The organism is Pseudarthrobacter sp. NPDC058329 (genome assembly GCF_042879835.1).
Classification (GTDB): domain Bacteria; phylum Actinomycetota; class Actinomycetes; order Actinomycetales; family Micrococcaceae; genus Arthrobacter.
In genome coordinates this window covers 182,296-208,004 of record NZ_JBHVZR010000005.1, presented here as the reverse complement: position 1 = coordinate 208,004, position 25,709 = coordinate 182,296, and the positions used below count along the sequence as shown (strand labels likewise).

At 62.1% G+C, this 25,709-nt stretch carries 22 protein-coding genes and 1 pseudogene; 17 read left to right on the top strand and 6 right to left on the bottom strand.

Annotated elements, in window-relative coordinates; genetic code table 11:
• Nucleotides 1–46 precede the first annotated feature (46 nt).
• From ACFVYC_RS09760 to ACFVYC_RS09735, 6 genes and pseudogenes are all read left to right on the top strand, one after another.
• Nucleotides 47–1,843, top strand: a complete 1,797-nt coding sequence (locus tag ACFVYC_RS09760) for a glycoside hydrolase family 35 protein (protein ID WP_387549370.1) — start codon at nucleotides 47–49, stop codon at nucleotides 1,841–1,843.
• A 12-nt stretch (nucleotides 1,844–1,855) separates the two neighbouring features.
• A complete protein-coding gene (locus ACFVYC_RS09755; RefSeq protein ID WP_387549369.1) occupies nucleotides 1,856–2,914 on the top strand; it encodes an ROK family protein in 1,059 nt (352 codons plus the stop codon).
• Nucleotides 2,911–3,680, top strand: a pseudogene (gene nagB / locus ACFVYC_RS09750) (glucosamine-6-phosphate deaminase). The gene ACFVYC_RS09755 and the pseudogene nagB overlap by 4 nt, the downstream one beginning before the upstream one ends.
• A 31-nt stretch (nucleotides 3,681–3,711) precedes the next feature.
• Entirely contained in the window at nucleotides 3,712–4,881 is a 1,170-nt protein-coding gene (gene nagA, locus ACFVYC_RS09745) for an N-acetylglucosamine-6-phosphate deacetylase (protein WP_387549456.1), read from the top strand.
• A complete protein-coding gene (locus ACFVYC_RS09740; protein WP_387549367.1) occupies nucleotides 4,878–5,186 on the top strand; it encodes a hypothetical protein in 309 nt (102 codons plus the stop codon). Before nagA ends, ACFVYC_RS09740 begins: the two co-directional genes overlap by 4 nt.
• Nucleotides 5,072–5,734 carry a hypothetical protein gene (locus tag ACFVYC_RS09735; RefSeq protein WP_387549455.1) on the top strand — a complete coding sequence of 221 codons (663 nt, stop codon included), beginning with the start codon at nucleotides 5,072–5,074 and terminating at the stop codon, nucleotides 5,732–5,734. The genes ACFVYC_RS09740 and ACFVYC_RS09735 overlap by 115 nt, the downstream gene beginning before the upstream one ends.
• A gap of 273 nt (nucleotides 5,735–6,007) precedes the next feature.
• On the opposite strand, the gene ACFVYC_RS09730 is transcribed toward ACFVYC_RS09735, so the two are convergent.
• Complete coding sequence (locus ACFVYC_RS09730; RefSeq protein ID WP_387549365.1) at nucleotides 6,008–6,289, bottom strand: hypothetical protein; 282 nt, start codon at nucleotides 6,287–6,289, stop codon at nucleotides 6,008–6,010.
• Between the two features lie 633 nt (nucleotides 6,290–6,922).
• On the opposite strand from ACFVYC_RS09730, the gene ACFVYC_RS09725 reads away from it, so the two are divergent.
• The gene (locus tag ACFVYC_RS09725) at nucleotides 6,923–7,348 is read left to right on the top strand and encodes a YciI family protein (protein ID WP_387549364.1); all 426 of its coding nucleotides are present in this window, start codon (nucleotides 6,923–6,925) and stop codon (nucleotides 7,346–7,348) included.
• A gap of 3 nt (nucleotides 7,349–7,351) precedes the next feature.
• Nucleotides 7,352–8,599 (top strand): RNA polymerase sigma factor, encoded by a 1,248-nt coding sequence (locus ACFVYC_RS09720; RefSeq protein ID WP_387549362.1) that lies wholly within the window; start codon nucleotides 7,352–7,354, stop codon nucleotides 8,597–8,599.
• Between the two features lie 355 nt (nucleotides 8,600–8,954).
• On the opposite strand, the gene ACFVYC_RS09715 is transcribed toward ACFVYC_RS09720, so the two are convergent.
• The 4 genes from ACFVYC_RS09715 to ACFVYC_RS09700 all read right to left on the bottom strand — a co-directional run bounded on the left by ACFVYC_RS09715 (nucleotide 8,955) and on the right by ACFVYC_RS09700 (nucleotide 12,984).
• A complete protein-coding gene (locus ACFVYC_RS09715) occupies nucleotides 8,955–9,614 on the bottom strand; it encodes a GntR family transcriptional regulator (protein ID WP_387549360.1) in 660 nt (219 codons plus the stop codon).
• A gap of 108 nt (nucleotides 9,615–9,722) precedes the next feature.
• Entirely contained in the window at nucleotides 9,723–10,742 is a 1,020-nt protein-coding gene (locus ACFVYC_RS09710; protein ID WP_387549358.1) for a transketolase family protein, read from the bottom strand.
• Nucleotides 10,739–11,647 carry a transketolase gene (locus tag ACFVYC_RS09705; RefSeq protein ID WP_387549357.1) on the bottom strand — a complete coding sequence of 303 codons (909 nt, stop codon included), beginning with the start codon at nucleotides 11,645–11,647 and terminating at the stop codon, nucleotides 10,739–10,741. Before ACFVYC_RS09705 ends, ACFVYC_RS09710 begins: the two co-directional genes overlap by 4 nt.
• Nucleotides 11,647–12,984, bottom strand: a complete 1,338-nt coding sequence (locus ACFVYC_RS09700; RefSeq protein ID WP_387549355.1) for an MFS transporter — start codon at nucleotides 12,982–12,984, stop codon at nucleotides 11,647–11,649. The genes ACFVYC_RS09705 and ACFVYC_RS09700 overlap by 1 nt, the downstream gene beginning before the upstream one ends.
• Before the next feature lie 176 nt (nucleotides 12,985–13,160).
• Here ACFVYC_RS09700 and ACFVYC_RS09695 point away from each other — a divergent pair, with 176 nt between their 5' ends.
• The 5 genes from ACFVYC_RS09695 (at nucleotide 13,161) to ACFVYC_RS09675 (ending at nucleotide 18,731) form a co-directional block, all read left to right on the top strand.
• Entirely contained in the window at nucleotides 13,161–13,985 is an 825-nt protein-coding gene (locus ACFVYC_RS09695) for a sugar phosphate isomerase/epimerase family protein (RefSeq protein WP_387549354.1), read from the top strand.
• Between the two features lie 52 nt (nucleotides 13,986–14,037).
• A complete protein-coding gene (locus ACFVYC_RS09690) occupies nucleotides 14,038–14,814 on the top strand; it encodes an SDR family NAD(P)-dependent oxidoreductase (RefSeq protein ID WP_387549353.1) in 777 nt (258 codons plus the stop codon).
• Nucleotides 14,815–14,866: 52 nt separating this feature from the next.
• Nucleotides 14,867–16,636, top strand: a complete 1,770-nt coding sequence (locus ACFVYC_RS09685) for a dihydroxyacetone kinase family protein (RefSeq protein ID WP_387549351.1) — start codon at nucleotides 14,867–14,869, stop codon at nucleotides 16,634–16,636.
• The gene (locus ACFVYC_RS09680) at nucleotides 16,633–17,124 is read left to right on the top strand and encodes an RpiB/LacA/LacB family sugar-phosphate isomerase (RefSeq protein ID WP_387549350.1); all 492 of its coding nucleotides are present in this window, start codon (nucleotides 16,633–16,635) and stop codon (nucleotides 17,122–17,124) included. The genes ACFVYC_RS09685 and ACFVYC_RS09680 overlap by 4 nt, the downstream gene beginning before the upstream one ends.
• 500 nt (nucleotides 17,125–17,624) lie before the next feature.
• On the top strand, nucleotides 17,625–18,731 hold the full coding sequence (locus ACFVYC_RS09675) for an ATP-binding protein (protein WP_387549348.1): 1,107 nt from the start codon (nucleotides 17,625–17,627) through the stop codon (nucleotides 18,729–18,731).
• Nucleotides 18,732–19,001: 270 nt separating this feature from the next.
• On the opposite strand, the gene ACFVYC_RS09670 is transcribed toward ACFVYC_RS09675, so the two are convergent.
• Nucleotides 19,002–20,519, bottom strand: a complete 1,518-nt coding sequence (locus ACFVYC_RS09670; RefSeq protein ID WP_387549346.1) for a DUF1524 domain-containing protein — start codon at nucleotides 20,517–20,519, stop codon at nucleotides 19,002–19,004.
• 828 nt (nucleotides 20,520–21,347) lie between these two features.
• On the opposite strand from ACFVYC_RS09670, the gene ACFVYC_RS09665 reads away from it, so the two are divergent.
• The 4 genes from ACFVYC_RS09665 to ACFVYC_RS09650 all read left to right on the top strand — a co-directional run bounded on the left by ACFVYC_RS09665 (nucleotide 21,348) and on the right by ACFVYC_RS09650 (nucleotide 25,704).
• On the top strand, nucleotides 21,348–23,150 hold the full coding sequence (locus ACFVYC_RS09665) for an ABC transporter ATP-binding protein (protein WP_387549344.1): 1,803 nt from the start codon (nucleotides 21,348–21,350) through the stop codon (nucleotides 23,148–23,150).
• 198 nt (nucleotides 23,151–23,348) lie between these two features.
• Nucleotides 23,349–23,483, top strand: coding sequence for a hypothetical protein (locus ACFVYC_RS09660; protein ID WP_387549343.1), 135 nt, complete (start codon nucleotides 23,349–23,351; stop codon nucleotides 23,481–23,483).
• Between the two features lie 62 nt (nucleotides 23,484–23,545).
• Nucleotides 23,546–25,276, top strand: a complete 1,731-nt coding sequence (locus ACFVYC_RS09655; protein WP_387549341.1) for an asparagine synthase-related protein — start codon at nucleotides 23,546–23,548, stop codon at nucleotides 25,274–25,276.
• A gap of 2 nt (nucleotides 25,277–25,278) precedes the next feature.
• A complete protein-coding gene (locus ACFVYC_RS09650) occupies nucleotides 25,279–25,704 on the top strand; it encodes a lasso peptide biosynthesis B2 protein (RefSeq protein ID WP_387549339.1) in 426 nt (141 codons plus the stop codon).
• The last annotated feature ends 5 nt before the right edge of the window (nucleotides 25,705–25,709 follow it).

Below are 25,709 nucleotides of genomic sequence, written 5' to 3'. Positions count from 1 at the left end.
GCAATCAGCGCGGAGTCAGCGCGCCCACCAGCCTAAGGAAAATTCGTTGTCCGACCCCATCCTGTGCTACCAAAGCTCCCAGCTGTTCCGGTCCAAAAAGCCCCACCGGATCCTTGCTGGAGCCATCCACTACTTCCGGGTCCACCCCGACCAATGGCGGGACCGGCTGCTCAAACTCCAGGCGATGGGCGCCAACACCGTTGACACCTACGTGGCCTGGAACTTCCACCAGCCCCGGCAGGACACAGCACCTGACTTCAGCAGCTGGCGGGACCTGGGCGCCTTCATCGACACCGCAGCGGACATCGGCCTGGACGTCATCGTCCGTCCCGGCCCGTTCATCTGCGCCGAATGGGACAACGGAGGGCTCCCCGCCTGGCTCACCCGGCACCCTGGAATCGGACTGCGGTGTATGGACCCGGCGTTTACCGGCGCCATCGAAACCTGGTTCGACCAGCTCCTGCCCATCATCGTGCCAAGGCAGGCCGGGCACGGTGGTCCCGTCATTGCCGTGCAGATCGAGAACGAATACGGCAGCTACGGCGATGACCAGCAATACCTGAGCTGGAACAAGGAAGCCCTCGAGCAGCGGGGCATCACCGAACTGCTGTTCACCGCCGACGGCGGAACCGACTACTTCCTGGACGGCGGCGCCCTGGACGGCACCTGGGCGGCCGCCACCCTCGGCAGCCGCGGCGATGAAGCAGTGGAAACATGGCAACGCCGCCGACCCGGTGAGCCCTTCTTCAACGTGGAATTCTGGGGAGGCTGGTTCGACCACTGGGGAGAGGAGAACCACCACGTCCGCGACATTACCGAAACGTGCGTCGAGGTCCGCAAGATCCTCGATCTTGGCGGCTCCATCTGTCTGTACATGGCACACGGCGGAACGAACTTCGGCCTGTATTCCGGAGCCAACCACGACGGCACTAAATTGCAGCCCACCACCACCAGCTACGACTCGGACGCCCCCATTGCAGAGAACGGCGCCCTCACGGAGAAATACCATGCGCTCCGGGCCGAGTTCTTTCGCGCCCAGGGAATCACCGACCCGCCGGCGCTCCCGCCGGCACTCCTGGAACCGGCAGCAGTGCTCCCGGCGCAGTCCGTGCCGGTTGCCGCGGGCAAACCCCTGCTTCCGCTCCTGCGTGAAGCTGCCCCTCCCGTCACCAGTGTCAGGCCACTGAGTTTTGAGCAGCTGGGACTGGACGCCGGCATGGTTTTGTACACATCCCGCCCCGTCCTGCCAGGAAGGACGGATGAACCGGCGGAAACACCGCTGCGGATCCTGGGCCTCACTGACCGCGCCCACATCTGGGTGGACGGGGACTTCGCCGGAATCCTCGATGACCACAATGCCGACGACGGGCTTATGCTCACCGGGACAGGGTCCCCCGTGCAGCTGGAGATCCTCGTCGAGAACCGGGGCAGGATCAACTACGGGCCCCTGATTGGCCAGGGCAAAGGGATCCTGGACGGGGTACTCGTGAACCAGCGGCGCACCTTTAACTGGTCCCACATTCCGATCCCGATCGCCGAGTGGGACGGAGGGGAACTCGAACACCTCGCCTCGGCAACCCTGGACATCGAAACACCAGCTGACACCTACCTGGTCTTCCCTGGCTTCGGCAACGGATTCGTGTGGATCAACGGCTTCCTTCTGGGCCGCTACCAGGAAGCCGGGCCACAGGTAACCCTCTATGTCCCCGGACCCCTCCTTCACGCAGGGACCAACGACATCCACCTCCTGGACCTGGAAAAGCACGGCACGCACATCGAGTTACGCACCAAGCCTGAACTGGGCACGCCCAGCACGGGAAAAATCCTCGCTGCGCAACTGTAGCCGGAAACCGTCATGACAACAGCAACAACAGCATGGAACAGCCATGCGCCACAGCAGGTGTCTTTGGCCCTGGACATCGGCGGAACCACCCTCAAGGGCGCGGCGGTGGACGCCGCGGGGCGCACCCTCATCACCCAGACCATCCCCACGAGCCACCCCGGTAAAGGAGTTATGCACCGCGCACTGGCGGTCCTCCGGGCATTGAAGGCCGAATCGCTCCAGCGCGGGCTGCATCCCGTCGGCATCGGCGTCGGAACTCCTGGACTGGTGAACTCCACCACCGGCGTCGTCGAATACGCCTCATCGCTGGGCTGGACCACCATGCCCGTTGCGAACCTACTGGCCGCAGAATTCAGTCTCCCCGTTCTCATCAGCCACGATGCACGCGCCGCCGGACTGGCAGAAGCCCGCCTCCTGCCACCGGCTCCAGGCCAGAACTCCGTCTTCGTCGCCATCGGCACCGGCGTCGGTGCAGCCCTGATCACCGACGGCACCGTAATTACCGGAGCCACCCACTCCGCCGGCGAACTGGGCCACATTCCCGTGATCCCCGGCGGCGAAACCTGCACCTGCGGCCAACACGGCTGCCTCGAAGCCTACTTTTCCGGCGCAGGCCTCGTCCGCAGATACCGCAGCCAGGGAGGAGACCTGGCCACGACGGCCGCAGACATCGCATCCGGACAGGCAGGCGAGACCGGTGCGCGCATCTGGGACGAGGGCATCCAAGCCCTCGCCCTCGCACTGACCACCGTCACCCTGCTCACTGACCCCGGAACGATCATCATCGGCGGCGGACTGTCCGAAGCCGGCGACAAACTCCTGCACCCCCTCGAACAGACCATGTCATCGCTCCTGGCCTGGCGCCGCCCGCCGGCACTGAAACGCTCACTCCTGGGCCCACGGGCAGGACAAATCGGGGCCGCCATCCTCGGATTCCAGGCGGCTGGTTCCCCGGACACCGGCACCCACTGGAGCCCAGGAGATGCCGGCAACGGAAGTGAACTGGCCCTCGGAGAAGACACCAGCCTGCAACTGACCCTGGACCTCAGAAAGCACCAAGGACACCCATGAAAATCGCCATCCTCGAAACCTCCGCCGACATCGGCGCCTACGTCGCAGACATGATCGAAAACCGGATCACGAGCGGCCGCATGAAAGTTCTCGGCGTCGCTACCGGATCCTCGCCGCTGCCCGTCTATCAGGAACTGGCCGCCCGCCGCCCGGAAGGCCTGTCAGGTCTATCCGCTTTCGCCCTCGATGAATACGTGGGCATCAGCCCTGACCACCCGGAGAGCTACCACGCAGTCATCGACCGCGAAGTGACGAAACCGCTCGGACTGGACCCGGAACGGGTCCAGTCCCGGACGGCAATGCCGCAGACCTGCAAAGGGCCTGCACCAGCTACGAGGACCGCATCACAGCCTCCGGCGGAGTCGACCTCCAACTGCTGGGAATCGGCTCCACCGGACACATCGGATTCAACGAGCCAACCTCATCCCTGAGCTCACGTACCCGGATCAAGACGCTCACAGTTCAGACACGCCAGGACAACGCCCGCTTCTTCGACAGGCCCGACGAAGTCCCAACGCACTGCCTCACTCAAGGGCTCGGCACCATCATGGACGCGAAGGAAGTTGTGCTGATCGCCCAGGGCGGCTCGAAGGCAAAGGCCATTGCCGGCCTCATTGAAGGCCCGGTCAGCGCCATGTGCCCCGGCTCGGTGCTGCAGATGCACCCCCACGCCACAGTAGTCCTGGATGAAGACGCAGCCGCAGAACTCACAGGATCCGACTACTACAAATACGTGGCCGACAACCTCCCCACCTGGCAAAGGTAGCCCCATGCTCTCGGAAGACCTCGCCCAAGAAATGAAGCCCCGGCAGGGGAAGGGTGTTCTCTGCGATCTCATCGTGCACAGCGCACGCCTTCTGGACGCGAACGGGGCGGTGGAGAACGCATGGGTGGCAACCAAGGACCGCACAATTATCGCAACCGGCACGGGAACCAGTTGGCACACCTACAATGCCCGGGAAGTCGTTGACGGCAGCGCCCGGATCCTCGCCCCCGGGTTCATCGACCTGCACTGCCACGGCGCGGGAGGAGCATCGTTTGATGCAGAACCTCACAACATCCTGGACGCCCTGGCGGTCCACCGCGCCCACGGCACCACACGCTCCGTCCTCAGCCTCGTTAGCGCACCTCTAAATGAACTCTGTCAGAGCCTCAAGACCATTGCGGACCTGGCAGACACCAACCCGATGATCCTCGGATCACACCTCGAAGGACCCTTCCTCGCCGCAGCGCGGTGCGGAGCGCACAACCCCGAGTACCTGATACATCCCACCCCCGCAGCAACAGCCCAGCTCCTCGACGCAGCACGAGGCACCCTGCGCCAGATCACCATCGCCCCCGAACTGCCCGGAGCCCTAGACGCAATCGAAGAATTCGTCTCAGCAGGGGTCACCGTGGCAGTGGGCCACACCGACGCCGACATGGAACTCACCAGGGAGGCGTTCGCGCGGGGAGCGACCTTGCTCACCCACGCGTTCAACGCCATGCCCGGCATCCACCACCGCGCACCCGGCCCTGTCGTAGCCGCCTTCACCGACCCGGCCGCATGCCTCGAAATCATCTTGGACGGCGTTCACCTGGACCCCGCCATAGCGAAATTGGCCTTCGACTCGGCCCCGGGGCGGGTGGCCCTCGTAACGGACGCCATGGCAGCCACAGGAGCCAAAGACGGAAACTACCGGCTTGGAAGCGCGGACGTCACTGTCGAACGAGGCCGGGCCCTCCTGACCGGAACCAACACCATCGCCGGCTCAACCCTCACCCAGGACAGCGCACTCAGGAACGCCATCACCCTGCTCAAACTCCCGCCCGACACGGCCATTGAAGCGCTGACAGCCACGCCCGCCCGCCTGATAGGACGCCACGACCTCGGAAGCCTGAGCACCGGAAACGCAGCAGACCTGGTCCTGCTGGACAACACGTACAAGGTCCAGGGCGTCTGGGCCAACGGAACCCAACAACCATGACCGGTCAGCAGACCACAGCGCCGGAGATACAACGCCAGCTCCAGTCACTAAACATCCTCTCTCCGTCGGGAAACGGAGAGGTGTTCTTCCATGGTGCCCTGATCACCGCCTGGACCCCCAACTGCGGCGACCCTGTCCTGTGGCTCGGCTCGCGAAACCAGTTCCTTGACCACGAGCCGATAAGGGTGGTATTCCGCTCTGCCTCCCGTGGTTCGGTGGTACAGCCGCGCCCCGCCATGGCTTTGCCCGGCTTGTTCCATGGCAGCTCTCCGAGGTCCAGCACCAGCCAGAGCACCACACGCTGACGTTCGACCTGAACCACACAGCAGCAGCCCCACAGCCCGAGGAATGGCAACACCCCTTCCACGCGCGCTTTCACGTGCAGTTCGGCGCCTCTTTGACCATGACGCTGTCCGTAACCCATCTGGGCAATCAGCCCGCCATCTACGAACCGGCGCTGCATCCCTACTTCCAGGTGGCAGACGTCAGGCGGGTGCGGATCTCAGGCCTCGACGGCGCGTCGTTCACCGACTACAGCACCACAGCCAGCTCTGAACCGGAACTCGTCTTCAACGAGCAAGGAATCGACAGGGTATACACCTGCTCTAAGGCAGTGACAATCCACGACGACGGCAACAACAGGGACATCATCCTGCACGCCCCGGACGCCGGCAGCAGAATCATCTGGAACCCGGGCGCCCAAGGATCCAGGGCAACCCCCGACTTCACCGAGGACGACTGGAAATCATTCCTCTGCGTGGAACTCGGCAACGTCAAAGAAAACGCGATCACCTTGGCTCCCGGCCAACGACACACGTTCACCTCATCCATCCAAGTGATCCCGCGGCCGTGAAGAAACCCCATCTGCAAGTGGTAGGCGTCGTTCCGGCTAACGGCGTTCTGATCGCCGTGCCGGTTTCATTCCTAAAATTGCACAGTCTCGGCCCCGTCTGGCCCACCGCCGCAGCGGGGTCGGGTCTACGAGGACCGCCACGACGAGACGGGCAACGGCTTCCGGCCTGAAACCCTCGACACCTTCCGGACTTCACGGCGGGGGTCCGGCAACCGGACCCTCACCTGATCGGTGGTGACATGCTTGCGGAGCTGGGCCCGCTGGCGGCCGGCCTTAGACCAGGCTGGGTTGGCTGGACAGGATGTAATCGACAGCTGCGGGGCCGGTCATGGCCAGTCCTGCCCAGACCCGTCGGCCTGCAGCATGGCCGGGTTCTTGATGCGCGTGCTGATCCATTGCCGCCCACAGTGATGGTTCCGGGCAGGGGGTCTCGGCGTTAAGGACGCACCAGCTCAGGTACACTCCGTAGATTTCGTCTTCGCGCAGTCCGGGCTGGTTCTCGGGGCCGTAGATGATGCATTCGGAAAGGAACCGAGTGCAGTTCTGAGCGCTCATTCTGTGAACCTCCTGTTAGGTGAAACCGCGGTCAACTCGTCACAACCGGCACAGGTAATAAGGCCCGCACCCACTGCCAATTCGTAACCGCTGCCCTGACGGATGGGTCCGCCTTTAAAAACTTTTCTGCCCCCTAGATATGGACGTGATCCAGGCAGAGAGTTTCGCTAGCTTGGTGTAGCAACCTCCCGCGCCTTCGCTGCCCCTAGGATGAGTCCCATGGTTTCTGATGACGAGAAGGATCCTCCTGTACCCGTCGATTTGGTTGGCGCCCCCAAACGAATCCACCGCGAACGGGTTGCAGAAGAGCATGACCGATCCGACCCCGAAGCCCCTGCGGACGAGCCTAACGACTGAGACAGCGAACCCCGTCAGCCTTTTAGCTTGAAGGGGCTTCTGCGCCGGTCAGTTCGGCGGCAACGAGAGAGTTGACAGGGGTCGTGCACGGGCCGGTGTTCACGTGTTCCGACTAGCCGGCCGGGGGCCGGACCGGTTCCGCAAAGACCAGAAACACTTTTGCCATCTAGCGTCTGTGAATAAGAATTTTCCTGGTCCTTGTCGATCCGGGGTTTGCCTGTTCGACGCGATAGTAGAAGGACGCATCAGGCGTCCTCAGTACGAAGGAGAAGAACAGTGAAGTTCATGCTGATTATGCGCGCTACCGATGAGGCAAAGAAGGCATACGAAAACGCGGATATCGAACAGATCATCAACGCGATGGGCGCCTACAACGAATCCCTCATGAAGGCCGGGGTGCTGCTCGCCGGTGAAGGGCTTTCCGATGACATGAGCGAAGCGTTCGTTGTCGACTTTTCAGCCGAGAACCCCATTGTTACCGACGGCCCGTACGGGGAAACCCACGAACTGTTCAACGGGTTCTGGATTATCCAGACCGCCAGCAAGGAGGAGGCCGTCCAGTGGGCCAGCCGCTGCCCCCTGGGCCCGGGCAGCAAACTCGAAGTCCGCCGCGTGACCGATATGAGCGACTTCGAAGACTTCTCCGACAACGAGTTCCTCCAGAAGGAAGCCGGCTGGCGCGAGGAAATCAACCAGCCCTAGCCGATGGGAGACAAGGACCTGCCCAAGGCGGCAATCCAGCGCACCCTGGACGCCGTGTGGCGGATCGAAAGCGCGCGGATCGTCGCGACGCTTGCCAAGGTCACCGGCGATGTCGGCCTGGCGGAAGATCTCGCCCAGGAAGCCCTGATCGACGCCCTGACACAGTGGCCCGGGTCGGGCGTCCCGGATAACCCGGGCGCCTGGCTCACGGCCGTGGCTAAACGCAAGGCCATAGATGCCTGGCGCCGCCGGGAACGGCTGGACGAGCACTATCGCGCGATCGCCTCCGACCTCAGGGAGATGACTGAGGACCAGTGGCAGCCGATCCCTGATGACGTGCTCCGGCTCGTCTTCATCGCCTGCCACCCCGTGCTTTCCCGTGAGGGGCAGGTGGCCTTGACGCTGCGAACCGTCGGTGGCCTGACCACCGAGGAGATCGCACGGATGCTGCTCGTTCCTGTCGCCACCGTCCAGCAGCGCATCGTCCGGGCAAAGAAGACCCTGTCGGCCGCTCAGGTGCCCTTCGACACCCCCGACCCCAACGAATGGTACGTGCGCCTGGGCGCGGTACTGGCGGTGCTGTACCTGATCTTCACCGAAGGCTATGCCGCCACAACGGGGAACCGGTGGATCCGGACCGAGGTGGCCAACGAAGCGCTGCGTCTTGGCCGCGTGCTGGCAGGCCTGCTGCCGCGGGAGCCCGAAGTTCACGGACTCGTTGCGCTGATGGAGTTCCAGGCGTCCCGGTTCGCTGCGCGCGTCAACCACGACGGCAGCCCTGTCCTGCTCGCAGAACAGGACAGAACACGCTGGGACAGAACCCAGATCGGCCGTGGCCGTGCATCCCGGGCACGTGCCGATGCGCTCGGCCGTGGAAGGGGAAACTACTGCCTGCAGGCAGCTATCGCTCAATGCCACGCGACCGCCCACAGCTTCGAAGCAACTGACTGGAACAAGATCGTGCTGCTCTATGAAGCCTTGGGACGCCTGGCACCGGGCCCCGTCGTTGAACTCAACCATGCCGTAGCGGTTTCCATGGCCACCGGACCTGCCGCGGCCCTGAAGATCGTGGACCGCCTCGCTGCCGAGGGCGCCCTCCGCCGCTCACACCTGCTACCCAGCATCCGCGGAGAACTGCTCACCAAACTCGGAAGAACCGACGAAGCCAAAGCGGAACTGCTGCAGGCCGCCGCACTCACCGCCAACGAACAACAAAAAGCAGTTCTGCTCGCCAAGGCAGCCACCCTCTAACCCTGCCAAGGTGCCTGTGCTTGGACAGAACTCTCCCTGCAGGCTCCAGCGCGGAGAGGCAGCCCGCCCCTTCCACAACCGTGGCAATTCCAGGAGGTTATCCACCGCAACTGCCGCCAGGAGCTGCCCCATCGGCTCCCAAATCCAGTCCTGGATACCCGAATTGACCCCAGCCATGGACGGCCCAGTATCGCCTGCCTCCGGCCGCCGATCAGGAAGCAACGGGGAAAGTCCGGGCTATTCGTCGGGTTGGGGCACAACCCGACCCGACACCGGAAGCTGGCTTATTGGAATATTGTTATCGGCAATTGAAATGCGAGCGAGTCACTGCCGGCCCAGCGGGAAGACAGCGTGCTTAGGCGACGAGGTTGTCAGCTGCTTGCTCCATGTGTTCCCTGATGGTTTTTCGGGCCAGGGATACATTTCCTGTTTCGATGGCTGCCACGATGTCATGGTGCCGGTCGACGTTCATGTTTTTGACGCCCTTTTCGAGCCCTGCGTACATGATGGACATGCGAATAGATCCTTCCAGAGATTCCCACGTGTGGAGGAGGGTGTCGTTGCCGGTCAGGCGGCAGAGCGTTCGGTGGAAGTCCAGGTCGGCTTCGACCTGGGCCTGCAGGCCCCCTTTTTCCGCAGTTCGCATGGCCTCTATAGCTGCCTTCAGCACCGAGATGGCGTCCTGCCGGTCGGGCAGTTCGCAAAGCGTCCGTGCCGCTAAAGTTTCAAGGGCAGCGCGAACGGCATAAATCTCCCGGATTTCTTTCTCGTTCAAATGGCGGACGGAGAGGCGGCCGCGGGGACCGGCCGAGAGCAGGCCTTCCTGTTCAAGCTGGCGCAGGGCTTCACGGAGCGTTCCCCGGCTGATCTGCAGCATCTCGGACAGCTCGGTTTCCACCAGGTGCCGCCCGGGCTCCAGCTCACCGCTGGTGATGGCAGTCCTCAGTGCGGATACCGCCTGCTCGCGCAAGCTCGTCTTTTCCAGTCCCAGCAGCGGGGCTGTTACTCCAGCCATGCCATCGTCCTTAATGTCGTAGGTCGACTGTTTACAGTCCTATTTCGATAGTACGGCAGAAAGCGCGGCACCGGCCGGGACCGGTGCCGCGCTTTCGTTGGGGATGGCTCAAGCGAGTTCGGCGAGTACCTTCGCCACGATGCGGTCCACGGCGAGGCCATAGCGGTCGTGAAGTGTGGGCAGGGCGCCGGCGTCCAGGAACTGGTCCGGGAGGGCGACAGGAACCACGCGCTTTCCGACTCCGGCCGTCACGACGGCAGAGGCGACGGTTTCGAACAGGCCGCCCACCACTGAGTGGTTCTCGAGGGTGACGGCGAGCCGGTCGGTGTTGATTTCGGCCAGTACGGTGGCGGCGTCGAACGGTTTGATGGTGGGGGTGTGCACGACGGCGACGTCCACGTTGTGCGCCGCAAGGGCCTTGGCTGCCTGGAGGGCGCGCATGGTCATCAGGCCAGAGGAGATGAACACAACATCGTTGCCGCCGCGCAAGACCTTGGCCTTGCCGAGTTCGAACGTGTAGTCGTACTCGTCCAGGACGGTGGGGACGTTGCCGCGGAGCAGGCGCAGGTAGGTGGACCCGTCGCTGGCTGCCAGCTGCGGGACTGCCTGTTCGATGTCGATCGAGTCGCAGGGGTCCACGATGGTCAGGTTGGGCATGCCGCGGAAGATCGCCATGTCCTCGGTGGCCTGGTGGCTGGGGCCGTATCCGGTGGTCAGGCCGGGCAGGCCGCCCACGATGTTGACGTTCAGGTTGGGCTCGGCCGCGTCCAGGCAGAGGAAGTCATATGCCCTGCGGGCGGCAAATACGGAGTAGGTGGACGCGAACGGCACCAGCCCGGTTTCGGCCAACCCGGCGGCCGCGCCGAAGAGCAGCTGCTCCGCCATGCCCATCTGGAAGAAGCGCTCCGGGAAGGCCTTGGCGAAGATGTGCATGTCGGTGTACTTGCCCAGATCCGCAGTGAGGCCCACGATCTTGTCGTTCTCCTGCGCGGCCTTCACCAGCGCGTGCCCGAAGGGCGCGGAGGAAGTCTTCTGGCCCGGATCGGCGAAGGACGCGATCATGGCCGAGGTCTTCAGCTTGGGCTTTGAGGCTGTTGTTGTGTCGGGGGCCTCGGTGGTGGTGCTCATGCTGAAGCCTTTCCTTCATAGCCGGTAGTGAGCTGCTCGCGGCAGATCTGCCATTCGTTTTCTTCGATGCGCATGAAGTGCGCCTTTTCGCGATTTTCCAGCAGGGGTACGCCGCGGCCCACCTTCGTGTCGCAGAGGATCACGGAAGGTCGTCCCACGGCGGTGACCTGGGCGGCTGCGTTATCGAAGGCTGCCAGCAGCGCGGTGACGTCGTTGCCGTCCACCCGCTGGGTGTACCAGCCGAAGGATTCCCACTTTTCGGTGACCGGCTCGGTGCGCAGAACCGTGTCGGTTTTGCCGTCGGCCTGGAGGGCGTTGATGTCCACCATCGCTGTCAGATTGCCTAGCTGGTGGTGGTGGGCGCCCATGGCGGCCTCCCAGGTGGAGCCTTCGTCCAGTTCGCCGTCTGAGAGGAAGTTGAATACCCGGGCGCTGGAGCCCTGGTAGCGCAGGCCGAGGGCCATGCCGACGGCGATGGTCAGTCCGTGGCCCAGGGAGCCGCCGGAGATTTCCATGCCGGGGGTGTAGGTGGACATGCCGGACATGGGCAGCCGGGAGTCGTCCGAGCCGTAGGTTTCCAGTTCTTCCACCGGGACGATGCCGGCTTCGGCGAGGGCTGCGTAGTGGCCGATGGCGTAGTGGCCGGTGGAGAGCAGGAACCGGTCGCGGGCTTCCCAGTGCGGGTCCTCGGCCTTGAAGCGGAGCTGGTCCCCATAGACAGTGGCGAGCATGTCCGCCGCACCCAGCGCCTGCCCCACGTAACCCTGTCCCTGCACCTCACCCATGTTCAAGGCATGGTGCCGGATCCGGTGCGCGGCGGCCGAAACATTGGCAACACGTGCGGTGGCGGGGGCGGCAGGGGTTTCCAGAGCGGCAGTCAATTGGTCTTCCTCTGTGGTGGTCATCAGGCGTTTACGATTTGCGGGGTGCTTTGGGTAGCTTCGTCAGCCAGCTGGCGTTCGCGCTTGCCCCAGGTTTCCCGGGTAACGATTGCTGCCCAGAGGCCGATGGCGGCGTAGAAGCTGAAGAGCAGGGCAGGGCCCATCCAGCCCAAGGCGACGAACAGCAGGGTGGTGATGAAGGGGGTGAAGCCGGAGACCATCGCGGAGATCTGGTAGGCCAGTGAGGCTCCGGAGGAGCGGGTCTTGGCCTGGAAGAGCTCCGGGAACCAAGGGCCCTGGGCGCCGGCGAGCGAGTTCTGGCAGACGGCGTAGGAAATGACGATGGTCGCGATGACGAAGATGAACATGCCGGTGTTGACCAGAAGGAACATGGGGATGCCGAACAGGAGAGCGAAGGCTGTGGACCAGATGTAGAGGGGCCGGCGGCCGATCCTGTCGGTGAGGCGGGCCCAGGCCATGGTGGCGAAGATGCCGATGAAGGATGCGATGCAGAGGGCGACGAGGGTTTCGGTCTTGTCTGCCAGCTGCTGGGTGTGGAGGTAGGAGATCATGTAGGTGATGGACACTGCGTAGCCGGCGGTCTCGGCGATGCGCAGGCCGATGCCGCGGACGATGCTCCGCCAGTCGGTCTTGATGACTTCGATGATCGGGTTCTTGACGATTGCGCCGCTGTCCTTGACTTCGTCGAAGACCGGGGATTCGGGGACCTTGGAGCGGATGATCAGGCCGACGGCGACGAGGATGATGCTGGCCAGGAAGGGTACGCGCCAGGCGAGTTCGCCGCCGAGGTTGACGCTGACCAGGAAGACGAGGTTGGCCAGGAGCAGGCCTACCGGGAAGCCGGCCTGGACGATGCCGGTGTATTTGCCCTTGGATTTCCAGGGTGCGTGTTCGTAGCTCATCAGGATGGCGCCGCCCCATTCGGCGCCGAAGGCCAGGCCCTGGACGATGCGGACGAAGACCAGCAGTGCGGGGGCCAGCAGGCCGACTTGCTCGTAGGTGGGCAGCAGGCCGATCAGGAACGTGGCCACGCCCATCAGGATCAGGGAGGCGACCAGGACGGGCTTGCGGCCGACCTTGTCTCCAAGGTGGCCGCCGATGATGCCGCCGATGGGGCGGGCAGCGAATCCGACGCCGAGCGTGGCGAAAGCTGCCAGGGTTCCGGTGACGGGGTCCGTGTTGGGGAAAAAGACTGTACCGAAGTACAGGGCGGCGGCGGTGCCGAAACCGATGAAGTCATACGTCTCGATGACAGCGCCTACACCGGAGCCGATAGCAACGCGCTTTGCGTCCTTGGTGCCATGTACATGGCCGCGCATTTTCAGAGCTTCATTGCTCATAGGTTGAATCCCTTTCAGAGAGCGACGGAAGCGTTATCCGTGCTGTCGACTGTTAACTATAGAGCCAGTGTGACGTGCGCCATTCTTTCTGTCAACAGTAAATGCTTGTAGTTGACTGTCGACATTACTCGGCGTATCGTGATTCCCATCACCCCCCATCCAGAGGATCAACGACGATGTTCAACTCCCGACTTGGCTGCTCGTCCATCAGCTTCCGGCACCAGGACCTGCAGACTGCGTTGCGGACAATGGGCGATCTGGGTTTCGAGGAAATCGATCTTGGCGCTCTACCGGGCGTCTGCAACCACGTTCCCTATGAGCTCGATGCGGCCGCGGTTTCCGTTGTTTCGACAGAAGTGGCAGCATCCGGTCTCCGCGTCCGCTCGGTGAACGGCGACATAGGTGACCTCAACGCCGTTCTTGACGCCGATTCCAAGGCGGCGCGGGAGCGGCACCTTGATGCACTACTCACCCTCACGGCGAACACCGGTGCGAAGGCGCTGGTCCTGCCGTGCGGCGCTCTCGACCACAACCCGGTCCGAAGTCTGGAAGAGGACTTGGACGCCATCGCCGGCGAGCTGATCCATGCCGGCGAACGCGCCGCGGAGTTCGGCGTCGAACTCTGGACCGAATCCCTGCACTTCCTGCGCTTCTGCTGGAACCTGGAGCGTGCAGGACTGCTCGCGGACCGGCTGGCTGGATCCGGCATCGGGATCGTAATGGACTTCAGCCACATCGTGGCGTCCGGGGAGGACACCCTGGAATACCTGGAAAGACACTACGGGCGTATTGCCCACGTCCACCTGCGCGATGCGGTGCCAGGAAACATCAACCTGGGCATCGGAAACGGCAACGCGGACTTCGCCGCGGGCCTGAGACGGCTTTCGGGACAGGGCTACACCGGCCACTTCTCCCTGGAACTGGAAACCCGCGACGTCACACACGAAGAACGGCCGGCAGCCGCGGCCAAAGCAGCCAGCTTCATCTCAGATCTCATCTGAACCATTCACAAGAGCTTTCATCCAATCTGCCATCCCAACACTTAGGAGCATCATGGGCACCACAATTCAGCGCACCGCAGTCCTCACCGGAGCAACTTCGGAACGCGGCATCGGCATGACCACCGCCCGCCGCTACGCCAATCAGGGTTGGGCCGTGGTGATTCTGGACCTCGACGGTGAGAAGTCCGCCAAGGTCGCCGCCGAGATCGGCAATGAGTTCAACGTCCCTGCCTTCGGGCATGAGGTCGACGTCGCCAATGAAGCCTCCGTCACCGCTGCCCAAGCCGCCGTCGCCGCCGAGGTTACTGCGGGCAACCTCCCACCAGTGGGCGCCCTGGCCAACATCGCCGGCATCACCTCGCCGGTCCCGTTCCTGGAGACCACCCTGGAGCTGTGGCACAAGGTGATGGACGTCAACGCCACCGGCACCTACCTGGTGACCAAGGCGTTCCTGCCGGACATGATCGACAACGGCTGGGGCCGGATCGTGAACATGTCCTCCGTCTCGGCCCAGCGCGGCGGCGGCGTCTTCGGCAAGGTCCCCTACTCGGCAGCCAAGGCAGCCATCCTCGGCCTCACCAAGGCACTTGCCCGTGAACTGGGAACCACCGGCGTAACCGTCAACGCCATCACCCCGGGCGCCGTGGACACTAACATCCGCGTCGGCAGCACCGAAGAACAGGAAGCGGCCATCAACGCCGGCATCCCGCTGGGCCGCAACGCCACCACCGAGGAAGTCGCCGCCGTGATCACCTTCCTGTCCTCTGAGGATTCCGCGTACCTGACCGGCACCACCATCGACATCAACGGCGGAAGCCACATTCACTAACCTCAGCCGCCAACAGCCCACCCCGCCAGACCCAGGCAGAGAGCCCATTACCATGACCAAAATATTCAATGACCCCTCAGAATTTGCCGAGGAGGCCCTGGCGGGCTTCTGCGACGTCCACTCAGACCTTGTCCGCCAGGTCCCCGGCGGCGCCGTCCGGCGGGACCGCCCCGCGCAGCCCAAGGTCGCGGTCCTCGCAGGCGGCGGCTCCGGCCACTACCCGGCGTTCGCCGGACTCATCGGGACAGGATTTGCCGACGGCGCCGTGGTGGGCAACATCTTCACCTCGCCCTCTGCCCAGCAGGCCTATTCTGTTGCCAAGGCAGCGGAGTCCGGCGCCGGCGTCGTGTTCACCTACGGCAACTACGCCGGCGATGTGATGAACTTCGGCATGGCCAGCGAACGGCTGGCCGCCGAGGGCATCGCCGTGGAGAACGTGCTGGTCACTGACGACATCGCCAGCGCCCCGCCGTCCGAAGCCGACAAGCGCCGAGGGATCGCCGGGGACTTCACCGTCTTCAAGATCATGGGCGCCGCCGCCGAGAACGGTGCAAGCCTGGCCGAGGTGGTCCGGCTGGGCCGCAAAACCAACGACCGGACCCGCACCATCGGCAGCGCCTTCGCCGGCTGCACCTTCCCCGGCGCCGATGCGCCGCTTTTCACCCTGCCTGACGGGCAAATGGGCCTGGGACTGGGCATTCACGGCGAACCAGGCCTCTTCGACACGGACCTGCCCTCTGCCAAGGAATTGGGGCAGGAACTGGTCTTCAGGCTCCTCACCGAAACCCCGCAAGAGGCTGGACAGCGAATCGCCGTCATCCTGAACGGCTTGGGATCCACCAAGCATGAGGAGCTCTTTGTCCTCTGGCAAACCGTGGCGCCGCTGCTGCGTGCCGCCGGGTATACCCTGGTGCTGCCCGAAGTCGGCGAACTAGTCACAAGCCTCGACATGGCCGGCGTTTCACTTACTGTTACCTGGCTCGACGACGAACTGGAACAGCTGTGGGCTGCCCCCGCGGACACCCCCGCTTACCGGCGCGGCAACACCCCCACAACCTCCGGTATCCAGGGGATTGAGGAAGGGACGGACGTCGGCATTGCCGTTGCTTCCTTCGTGTCCGCTGACTCCTCCCGCACCTACGCCTCGGCCTGCCTTGCGGCAGTCGAAGCGGCGCGGGAATCACTGCACGAGGCAGAGGAGCGGCTGGGCCGCTTGGACGCAATCGCCGGGGACGGGGACCACGGCCGCGGCATGGTACGGGGCATTGACGCCGCAGCCGCGGCGGCGTCCTCCGCCTTCGCCGAAGGAGCCGGCGCCGGTGACGTGCTCATTGCTGCCGGAGACGCCTGGGCAGACAAAGCCGGAGGCACATCGGGAGTCCTCTGGGGTGCCGGACTGAGGGCCTGGGGTGAAGCCATAGGAAACACAGCAGCTCCTGACCCACAAAAACTCGCTGCGGGCGTGACCGCGTTCTCGGACAGGATCGTGCAGCTGGGCAAAGCCGAAACCGGAGACAAGACCATGGTGGACGCCCTCCTGCCCTTCGCCACAACCTTCGGCCGACTGGTAGCCGGCGGGACGCGGCCGGACCAGGCATGGAAGGACGCTGCACAGGAGGCCACACATGCCGCAGAAGCCACCGCAGATCTTCTCCCACTCAAGGGCCGCGCACGGCCCTTGGCCGAGAAGAGTTTGGGCACGCCCGACCCCGGCGCCACATCCCTGGCCATGATTTTCACCGTCATAGGAGACCACCTCACAGGCACCAGCGCTCTTGGTGCCAATGCCGCCACCACGAAACCAGTCGGAGCACAATCATGACAACGGAAGGACACCCCATGGGACTGCGACTCATCGTAGGAGCGGATGAAGCTGGAGTGGACTACAAGGACAAAATCCTCGAAGACCTCCAGCAGGACCCCCGCGTCAGCGAGATCATCGACATCGGCGTTAACCGCACCGACACCCCTCACGACTTCACCAAGCCCTACCCCTACGTGGGCATCGCCGCGGGTGAGATGATCCGAGACGGCGCCGCCGACCGGGCAATACTGTTTTGCGGTACGGGGATCGGTGTTGCCATCGCAGCAAACAAAGTGGACGGAATCAGGGCCACAGCAGCACACGACTCCTTCTCAGTGGAACGCTCAATCCTCTCAAACGACTGCCAGGTCCTCACGATGGGACAACGCGTCGTGGGCATCGAACTTGCGCGCCGGCTGGCAAAGGAATGGATCGGCTACACCTTCGACTCCGAATCAGCCTCGGCGGGCAAGGTGAAGATTCTGACCGACTTCGAAAGCTGCTAAAGAGGCGTGCCGCGGCGTCCGGAATACTCGGGGACCCCTTCCCTGCCAAGACCGAGTCCGGTTGATCGCGGCCCTACAGCGATCCGTCTTGGTGCCTGACGGCGAGTTTGTCCGCTTGGTGCACACCCAAACCTGACGCCATAACCGCCTGACAAGGGAGGACTTGGCCAATGGGCGGAGCTACCACTCGTTCTCCGTTGCCCGCTCCGGTTACAACCGGTGACACATCCACCGACTGCCCCGAGCAGACTCATTAAGTCCAGAAATTTTGGTCTAGTTCGATCATTCTCGAGCTTCCCCACCCCCATTTCCTTGCCCAGCCACTGTCAGGGTGGGATCTGAGAAAGTTATGAACCACTGTCAACAAAACGGGACTTCGTACTATCCTGACGCCGCCGCAGCAGCTGCCGTCATAAGGGACGAGAGCCTGAGGATCTTAGGGCCACAAGCGATAAGGGGATAAACTCACAGGGACTCACAAGACTCACAAGGACTCACAGATGCGCGCGCTGCCCAACCCCTTCCGCCCCACCGCGGGAGCCACTCCCCCGGAACTCATTGGGCGCGAGGGGATGCTCGACGAGTTCGAGTACGGCCTTGGTCTCGGTTCGGGCGCGCCAGGACTGCTATCCATCATCACCGGCGCCCGCGGCATCGGGAAGACTGCGCTGCTGAGCGCGGCCCAGGACAAAGCCCGGCAGCAAGGCTGGATTGTCGTCTCCGAGACCGCTACGCCGGGCTTTGTGGGCCGGATCGGCGAGACGATGCGGCTTCATCTGGAGGAACTCGGCCCCGGCCCTGCCGGACGCCGAATCACCGCCCTTGGGGTGGCCGGCTTCACGCTAACTACCCAGCTGCCGCCCGAAAAGCAGGTTGACTGGCGGCGGCTGGGCGGCCAACTCCTGAGCCTGCTCGCCGAAAAGAAGACCGGGTTGCTTTTCACCGTTGACGAGATCCACTCGGCTGACCGCACGGAACTTTCCCAGCTCGCCGCGGACGTCCAGCACTTTATTCGCGACGGGCTGCCGATAGGTCTGATTTTCGCCGGACTCCCGGCAGCGGTTTCGGACCTGCTCAACGAGGGAGTCGCCACGTTCCTGCGCCGGGCAGAACGGATCGACCTGCATGCCGCTGCCATCAACGAAGTTGAACGCTCCTACAAGGACACGTTCCGGCAGGCAGGAATCAGGATCCATCACGACCAGATCCGGCGCGCAGCCGAGGCGACCGGGGGCTACCCCTTCCTGATCCAGCTCATCGGTTACCAGCTTTGGCGCCAAGCCGAGATCAACGATCTCGCACTGGCAGCGGAAAACGTCACCCAGGCCATCGCAGCAGCCGGTCGCCGCCATGAGATCACGGTGATCGAAGCAGCTCTTTCCACAGCCTCGGAGAAGGACAAGGACTTCCTCCGTGCCATGGCGGAAGACGATGGTGCTGTTGCCGCCGGCGACATCGGCAAGCGGCTCAACGCCAAAAGCAACGTCGTCGCCAACTACCGGGCCCGGCTCATCGCCGCTGGACTCATCGAGGCCCCCGCGTACGGCAAGGTCGATTTCGCGATCCCGGGCCTTCGCGAGTACCTCCGCAAAACACGAGACACGTAGCCGCGCCCATCGGGGCATAGAGCCAAATCTGGCCGGCCAACCCGACAGAAGGCCGGCTATCGGCTCTTCGAAATAGGCGGGGGCGTGCCTGCAAGACCCGGACTATCACCCTAGACCGCGGCCGAAGCCGCTGCCTCGACGTTCGTGCGGCAGACGCCAGGGCGGAAAGCGGCTACCACAACTCCCAGGGGTGAGACCTAGCCGATCCCTGGTTGAAGCAAGCTGCCCCCGACACCGCTATCTGAGGTATCCGGGGCCGCTTCGTTTTATCTAGGGCGCCCCGGGAAGGCTTTCACAAGCGATCCCGTCGCCGTTCCCGTCCAGTCGGGCTACGTCGCCATAGTGTGGGTAGTAGTACTGGAACCAGGACTGGGCCTCGCGCCAAGTGCTGAAGCCTGAGCTCCCGGTGCAATTTCTGGTGTCACCAGGATTGGCTGGCCGTGAGGGGGCCGGCGGCGGCACAGGCGTTGGGGTTGGGCTAGGAGCCGGGGGCGGCGGCTGGTTCGGGGTGCATCCACCACCGTTTATCGGTGCCGTTCCACCGTTGACGAACCTGTACATGAAGGCCGCCATGGCGTCCCTGGCCACGGGCCGGACGGGGTCGAAGACATAGCAGCCGCTACCTATCGGGAAGCCGGTTGAAATGCCCTTGGAAGCGAGCCAACTGATCTGCTGGTAGAACTGGTTTCCGGTTGAGACGTCGACGAAGGGTGAGGTTGTCGGGGCTTGGAACGATGGATAGTTGTCATAGCGGTAGAGGAAAGCTGCCATGGCGTCGCGGTTGACGGGCTCCAAGGGGCGGAATGTCTTTCGTCCGTCAGGTTCCAGCCAGCCAGTGGAGATGTTTTTGGCAGCTAGCCAGGTGATTTCCTTGTAGAACTGGGTGGACGAGTTGACGTCCGCGAACGGTGAAACCGCCGGGGGCGAGAATTCCGGTTTTCCGGCCAGTCGGTAAAGGAAGGCTGCCATTGCATCCCGGTTGACCGGACTGAGCGGACGGTAGGTCCGTGCACCGTCGGGCTCAACCCAGCCCGTAGAGATTCCCTGCGCTGCAAGCCAAGAAATTTCCGTGTGGAACTGGTTGCGGACATCAACGTCGCTGAAACTGATCGGTCCTGGTGCTGGCGCGGTTATAGCGACGGCGGGAAGTGTCACCGCTGCCGCACCGCAGGCATCGCTCATAGTCGAGGTAAGAGCTGCGTGCTCGGCAGCATCGATGCTAAGTTGCCACCGGTACTTCACGAGCACCCAGTCGGTGGCGTAGGCACAGGCGGTACCGGCCATGGAAGGCATCCACTCTGCGGGGTCCCGGTCGCTCTTGGTTTGATTGACTTCGTCGGTGACAGCTTCCAGGGCAACGGTCAGTGTCATGTCGTTGGCGAAATCACGCCGCTGCTCGGCACTCCAGGCGTGAGCGCCGGAACCCCATGCTTCAGCCAAGGGCACCATGTGGTCGATGTCCACGTCGGAGGCATTGACCCATGTTTGTCCGTCGTATCTTGACGTCCATTGTCCGGTTGCCACGGTGCAGCCAGAGCTCATCGTCACAGGAGCGGTTGATTCCTCCTGCAGCACCTCTGACCTGGTGTCGCAGCCGTCGCCGTCTGCGTCGGTCCAGTGCTGGAAGTAGGTGCGGTCGTAGCCGGAAGTAGCTTCTTCGACCACCGAGAGCGAAGCCAGCACGCTTGCTGCGCTGGCAGTATCAGCAGCAGACGCTGTCTGCGGTAGACCGACCGCTGCTGTTGCGGTCAGCACAAGTGATGCTGACCAAGAAAGGATTTTGAACATCCATGTCCCCCACTATTCAGTTGCGCCGCCTTCGGCGCCAATCTGGATAGTACTTCTCTCCTCTGACATCGAATGCCTACAGGCGTAAGCCACGTCGAATGTGTCGCAGAAGGGGCACCAGCATGCGCTGTTCAATCGGTCCTTCTCTGTCAGGCTTAGGCACCTCGGCGGTTATTTCGCCGGCAGCTTTCCCATTCCCCCCGTGGCGTCTCCTAGGGTCGCTCGGTCAGCAGCCCGGATGGGAGACCCCGAGCATTCGACCGCGGAACGTTATACAAAGCCCTTAGTTGAGTCGGGGCACCACCGGGACTGGCACGTTGGAGTAGTTCGTGACGCCTACTCCCAACTGGCCATCCGAGTTGATCCCCCGGCCCACACTCTTCCGTCACTTCGGACGCCGAGGTTGATCCGGGGCCGACGGTCGTTGTTGTAAACGAATCCAGCTCTGAAGGCTGGTGGGAATTGGAGCCGCTTCTCAGTTCGTCCCCCGCCCACTTGGACCATGCCGTTGGCTCCCCAACCGAAGACTCGGGCGGCGCCGTCGATCGCAAAGGCTGGTCTTTCCTGAATGGCGACCTGCTTGATGATTGCCAAAGGCGACGCGACCTGGACGGGTGTGTTTGAGTACTTACTGGTCACCCCGATACCTAAATGTCCTTAGCGGTTATATCCTATGACCACTGAGACCCGTCACTTTTAACTGCGTATGCCGATCCTTGGCCTGCTGCGGTCTACAGGGGCCCCTCAACAAGTTTGGCTGACCCGCTCAGACAGTGTCTTTTAGCAGCGGATCATCTTGGACAAAGCTGATGGGGCAAGATTGGTCCGGTGAGCATAACTAAGCCTTTCGCACAATTAGCAGAAACTGAAGTCGCCGCCGTAGGTCTTTTGGAGCAGGGCTCTGAATCTACTTTGAGTATTAGAAGTGTTATTCGGGGGCACCGCACCGTCATCGGCTTAGCAGTCACAGCGTCTGTTGTGGCGTCCGTGCTTGCACTAGTCCAACCTGCGTTGCTGAACCAGCTGATCGGTTCGATTGAAACCGGGCAGGACACTTGGCCATTGCTAGCTACACTGGTCGCCCTGCTTCTCGTGAATGTGCTGACGGCTAGTTTTCAGCAGTATTTGGTTGATGTGACAGCGGAAAGGATCGTGTGGTCGATTAGGAGCCGTGTAATTTCTCTCTCGCTGAGAATGCCCTTGGAGACTCTTCGACGGATTTCTGCGTCGCAGGTCATCTCCCGAGTAGGGCCGGATGCGGCAACCTTGCGAACTGCTCTGACCGGCGGGATCTTCGATTCTTTGGGCAACGCGCTCCTCATGCTCGGTGCCCTTGTGGCCATGGCCCTGGTAGATATCCATCTCCTGTTCCTGACCCTTATTGTTGTTGTGGCGTCCTTCTCAATTGTTCTGGGGGCGTTCCGGATTACCCGGACCAGCTCGCGCAAAAATCAGGAGGCCGTCGCTGGCGTGACGGTATTTTTGGACAGGGCGCTTTCCGGGATCCGGACGATCAGAATCTACAACTCAACGAAGCAAACCCAGACGACAATGCAGGCCCTGCTTGAAGGGTCCAAGCAGGCCGGGGTTCGGCTCGCGAGAGTCAAGGCGCTGGTGGCGCCCGCCAATGGGCTAGCGGTTCAGGGGTCTGTTCTTGCCGTTCTGGGTGTGGGCGGTTTCCGGGTAGCTGAAGGATCGCTGACCATTGCGGATCTTGTTACGTTCGTCGCGTATCTCTTTCTGGCAGTTGTGCCAATGAGCCAACTCCTGTCGGCCGTTAGTGACGTAAGCGTCGCGAGCGGAACGCTGGACAGAATTCGGGGCCTCTTTGACGAATCCGCAAAGGAAGAGCGACCAACCACTAAACAGCCAGGTACTGTGAGTGGACCTGAGGATGGCATCTACACAGGCTCACCGGCATCAGGGGTTAGTCCGGCTCCTACAGTCGTGCTTGAAGGTGTTTCATACGAGCATGCTGATTCCGGATTTCGGGTTGAAGGCGTATCAATGTCCCTTATGGGTGGAAGTATGGTTGCCCTGGTGGGTCCTTCAGGCTCCGGGAAATCCACCATCCTGGACCTCATCTCTGGTCTCATTCCTGCACACGCCGGTTCCGTCCGCGCCGGTCAACTGACACTCGGCCAAGCAGACGATGAGGCTTGGCGGTCGCAGATCGCTTACGTGGAACAGAGCCATGGCATCATCAGCGGAACAGTTCGTGAAAATCTCGTGCTCGGCCGCCCGAGTGCAACCGAGCAAGAACTTCGGGAGGCACTCGTCAGCGTTAATTTAGCGAGGTTAACAGCCAGGGGCCCCCGAGGGTTGGACCTGGTTATCGACGACGGGTCTGGGCTCTCTGGAGGAGAACGACAACGTCTGGCGATTGCCCGGGCAATCGCCTCCAACCGACCGATTATCCTTCTTGATGAACCTTCCGCAAACTTGGACGCTGACAACATTGAGGCCCTGATAGTAGTCCTGCAGTCCCTGAGGGGAACACGAACGGTGCTCATATCGACTCATAATTCGCAGATTGCTGCGGTCTGCGACCACGTGCTTGATATGCAGGGCGGCGTCGTTCAGTTGCGGGAAGTTCAAGAAAATGGTTGCCAAACGTTTGCCGGCGGGTGAACGAGATAAAAACTTTTGAGAGAGAAGATCGTTTACGCCGAAGGTAACTGCTTTCGGCTAGCAAAAGAGCAAGCCGTATGCAAAAAGTTCGAAATACTTCCTCGTGAGCGCCGTACTTTGACCTGCATTGGCCGCGCGGATAGGCTAAGCGGGCCGCTGTAGCGGCAAATCCGGTCTCATACTAAAAGGAGTTTAGTAATGAAGAAGCTCTACATCCGCCCGATCATCGAGGAAATTGGCACTCTGCGGGAGACGACCAAGGGCCTCCCTTGGGGTTGCAACCGCGACGGCCTGGGCCACCGCGTTCCTAACCTGAGCTGCGGCTGGATCTAAGACACAAGCTAGCCGGAGGCCTTCGTTCGTGCCGTTCGATGGCCTCCGGTGTGCACTGACTCATGCACCTCCCCAATTTAATTCACACCGCGATCTTGGCGGGCAACGAAGCCTCCCTTGCGCATCGCCGACACCTAGCTCGTCGCTTTACTGACACGTGGGATCAACACTGCGGCCACCTCGCTCTGCAGGTCTGGGAAGACACCCCCTTTTTTGACGATCGCCAACCCGTGCCGGATCCACGCACATCAAAGCAGTTTGATTTCGAGAATTTCGCCTCTGTGGGTCTGCTATCCGGCGAAGTTCGGTTTATCTGTCATCAAGATGGCCTGGCCGTCTTGACCAATTCCCTGGCGTTTCTTTCTCAAGCCTTTTCCCTCACACTGGATCCTCGCGGTCTCGCTGAAGAAATGTCGCGATTTATTCCGGAGCGATTCAAGACACGAACACCTTGGCGCGGGGTCCAGCGAGTACCACCCGGATATAAGGCCTCGCTTCGGCCTGACAGTACGTGGGGCGTCACCCCTATAACAGATGCCGATTCGGAGTTTGTTTCCGCTGACCCCGTCACATTAGCCAGCGGAGAACCGCAGCAGGCATTGAGGGCAGCCATACGGCGCTCAATCGAGGGAGCGTCAAGTATCGTGGCAGACCTATCCGGCGGGATGGACTCCACGTCTATCTGCGGGATCCTCTCTAACTTTGAGGTGCCTTACACGGCTGCGCATGTCACAAGTTCAGACAACAACAATTCTGATTGGCACTTTGCCAAGAAGGCGGCCACAGAGCTCGGTCAGTCCGTGCACACCCTCGGCTGCAGCCATGATGCGGCCGGCTCATTCGACAGCACCTTCCATGGCTTACCGGCTGCCCTTTGCGAAGGTATCCCCACTTGGGTTGGCGGCGATAAGGGGTACGCCCTACGTTCTGACTTTGCCACGAATGAGCGCCATGACGTTTACCTGGTCGGAGTTGGCGGAGACGAACTGTTTTCGATGCAGTACGGAGCGCTACTCTCGCACGATGGTCCGGGGCGAGGGCGCGGACGCTACCGGACGCTTATGCGCTCCATGTCGGCAGCCGGAACGCTGCGAGCAAATGCGCGCATGCTCATGACCAATCGGTTAAGTCCTGGCGATGAAGCGAGGATACGCCTTGGACCTACTACTAACGGAAAGACGAGTCCCGGCGCTGCCCTTGCTGACCTCGGCTGGCTCCCCGGACTCGAGATCCCGGCATATTTGGCTCCAGCACTGAGAGCCGAACTATCTGCAAACCTCATAGAGTTTTTGGATACTTCAGACTTTTACCTGCACAAGGAACGTTTTAAGCACACAATTCTCGAAAGTGCTGTAAAGCAGGCTAAGACGCTTGCTAGCGTGAATCGAAACTTCGGTCACTCGAAGCTGCGCTTCAGCGCTCCTTTTCTTGATCCTAAGCTCGTGAAACTGGTGCTGGCGCTGGAATCGCATGAATTTAGTCCGCGTAATGGTCATAAACATATATTAAAGGAGATCGTGGGGAGCGCGCTGCCCGTCGCCGTCCGGGACAGGCGCGATAAAGGCGAGTTGAGCAGCGAACTTTACGAGAGCTTCGTGGTCAACCGAGAGACAGTTCGACGTCACCTCAGCGATTCCTACCTCGTGGACCTCGGCGTCGTCAGCGGTGACTCGATGCGTGCCGCCATGTCTCGGTCAATGTTTTCAACTAGCTCACTAATGGAGCTCGAAGAGCTCTATCACGCGGAAAAATGGGTACGCAATATGGTTTCTAAAGTCGGGAGCAGCAGCTAATAATGTCGATTCCTATTGGGTCTTTTAAAACCCTGCGACCCACCCAGCCCGAACGACTGGGCCTTCATGTCGCGTTAACCGTGTCGCGCGGTATGTCACGCATGAAACCTTCGGTCCTGCATAACGTCCTGGGCAAGTATGCCGGAGTCGTAGACAAGATGGGTGACCGTAGTGTTGACGCGCCACGAGCCGAACGCGCCCACGCCGCCCTTTGCCACCTCAGCCCGCGCTGCGCCTCACATGAAGCGTGTTTTGTTCGGTCTCTCGCCCTTTTTCTCTACTTGCGTCCGCTCGGACGAAACATCTCCTGGCATGCGGGATTCCGGACAGACCCGTTTCTTGGACATGCTTGGATCCAAGTTGACTCCCACCCAATATCTGAGGCTTTAGAAGTCTCGCAATTCATCGAGACGATGCGCGTTCACTAAATGCA

Excerpts from the sequence above, each read along its gene's own strand:
- ACFVYC_RS09755 (WP_387549369.1), top strand. The coding sequence starts at position 1,856 with ATGACAACAGCAACAACAGCATGGAACAGCCATGCGCCACAGCAGGTG.
- nagA (WP_387549456.1), top strand. The coding sequence starts at position 3,712 with ATGAAGCCCCGGCAGGGGAAGGGTGTTCTCTGCGATCTCATCGTGCAC.
- ACFVYC_RS09740 (WP_387549367.1), top strand. The coding sequence starts at position 4,878 with ATGACCGGTCAGCAGACCACAGCGCCGGAGATACAACGCCAGCTCCAG.
- ACFVYC_RS09730 (WP_387549365.1), bottom strand. The coding sequence starts at position 6,289 with ATGAGCGCTCAGAACTGCACTCGGTTCCTTTCCGAATGCATCATCTAC.
- ACFVYC_RS09720 (WP_387549362.1), top strand. The coding sequence starts at position 7,352 with ATGGGAGACAAGGACCTGCCCAAGGCGGCAATCCAGCGCACCCTGGAC.
- ACFVYC_RS09715 (WP_387549360.1), bottom strand. The coding sequence starts at position 9,614 with ATGGCTGGAGTAACAGCCCCGCTGCTGGGACTGGAAAAGACGAGCTTG.
- ACFVYC_RS09710 (WP_387549358.1), bottom strand. The coding sequence starts at position 10,742 with ATGAGCACCACCACCGAGGCCCCCGACACAACAACAGCCTCAAAGCCC.
- ACFVYC_RS09705 (WP_387549357.1), bottom strand. The coding sequence starts at position 11,647 with ATGACCACCACAGAGGAAGACCAATTGACTGCCGCTCTGGAAACCCCT.
- ACFVYC_RS09700 (WP_387549355.1), bottom strand. The coding sequence starts at position 12,984 with ATGAGCAATGAAGCTCTGAAAATGCGCGGCCATGTACATGGCACCAAG.
- ACFVYC_RS09695 (WP_387549354.1), top strand. The coding sequence starts at position 13,161 with ATGTTCAACTCCCGACTTGGCTGCTCGTCCATCAGCTTCCGGCACCAG.
- ACFVYC_RS09690 (WP_387549353.1), top strand. The coding sequence starts at position 14,038 with ATGGGCACCACAATTCAGCGCACCGCAGTCCTCACCGGAGCAACTTCG.
- ACFVYC_RS09685 (WP_387549351.1), top strand. The coding sequence starts at position 14,867 with ATGACCAAAATATTCAATGACCCCTCAGAATTTGCCGAGGAGGCCCTG.
- ACFVYC_RS09680 (WP_387549350.1), top strand. The coding sequence starts at position 16,633 with ATGACAACGGAAGGACACCCCATGGGACTGCGACTCATCGTAGGAGCG.
- ACFVYC_RS09675 (WP_387549348.1), top strand. The coding sequence starts at position 17,625 with ATGCGCGCGCTGCCCAACCCCTTCCGCCCCACCGCGGGAGCCACTCCC.
- ACFVYC_RS09670 (WP_387549346.1), bottom strand. The coding sequence starts at position 20,519 with ATGTTCAAAATCCTTTCTTGGTCAGCATCACTTGTGCTGACCGCAACA.
- ACFVYC_RS09660 (WP_387549343.1), top strand. The coding sequence starts at position 23,349 with ATGAAGAAGCTCTACATCCGCCCGATCATCGAGGAAATTGGCACTCTG.
- ACFVYC_RS09655 (WP_387549341.1), top strand. The coding sequence starts at position 23,546 with ATGCACCTCCCCAATTTAATTCACACCGCGATCTTGGCGGGCAACGAA.
- ACFVYC_RS09650 (WP_387549339.1), top strand. The coding sequence starts at position 25,279 with ATGTCGATTCCTATTGGGTCTTTTAAAACCCTGCGACCCACCCAGCCC.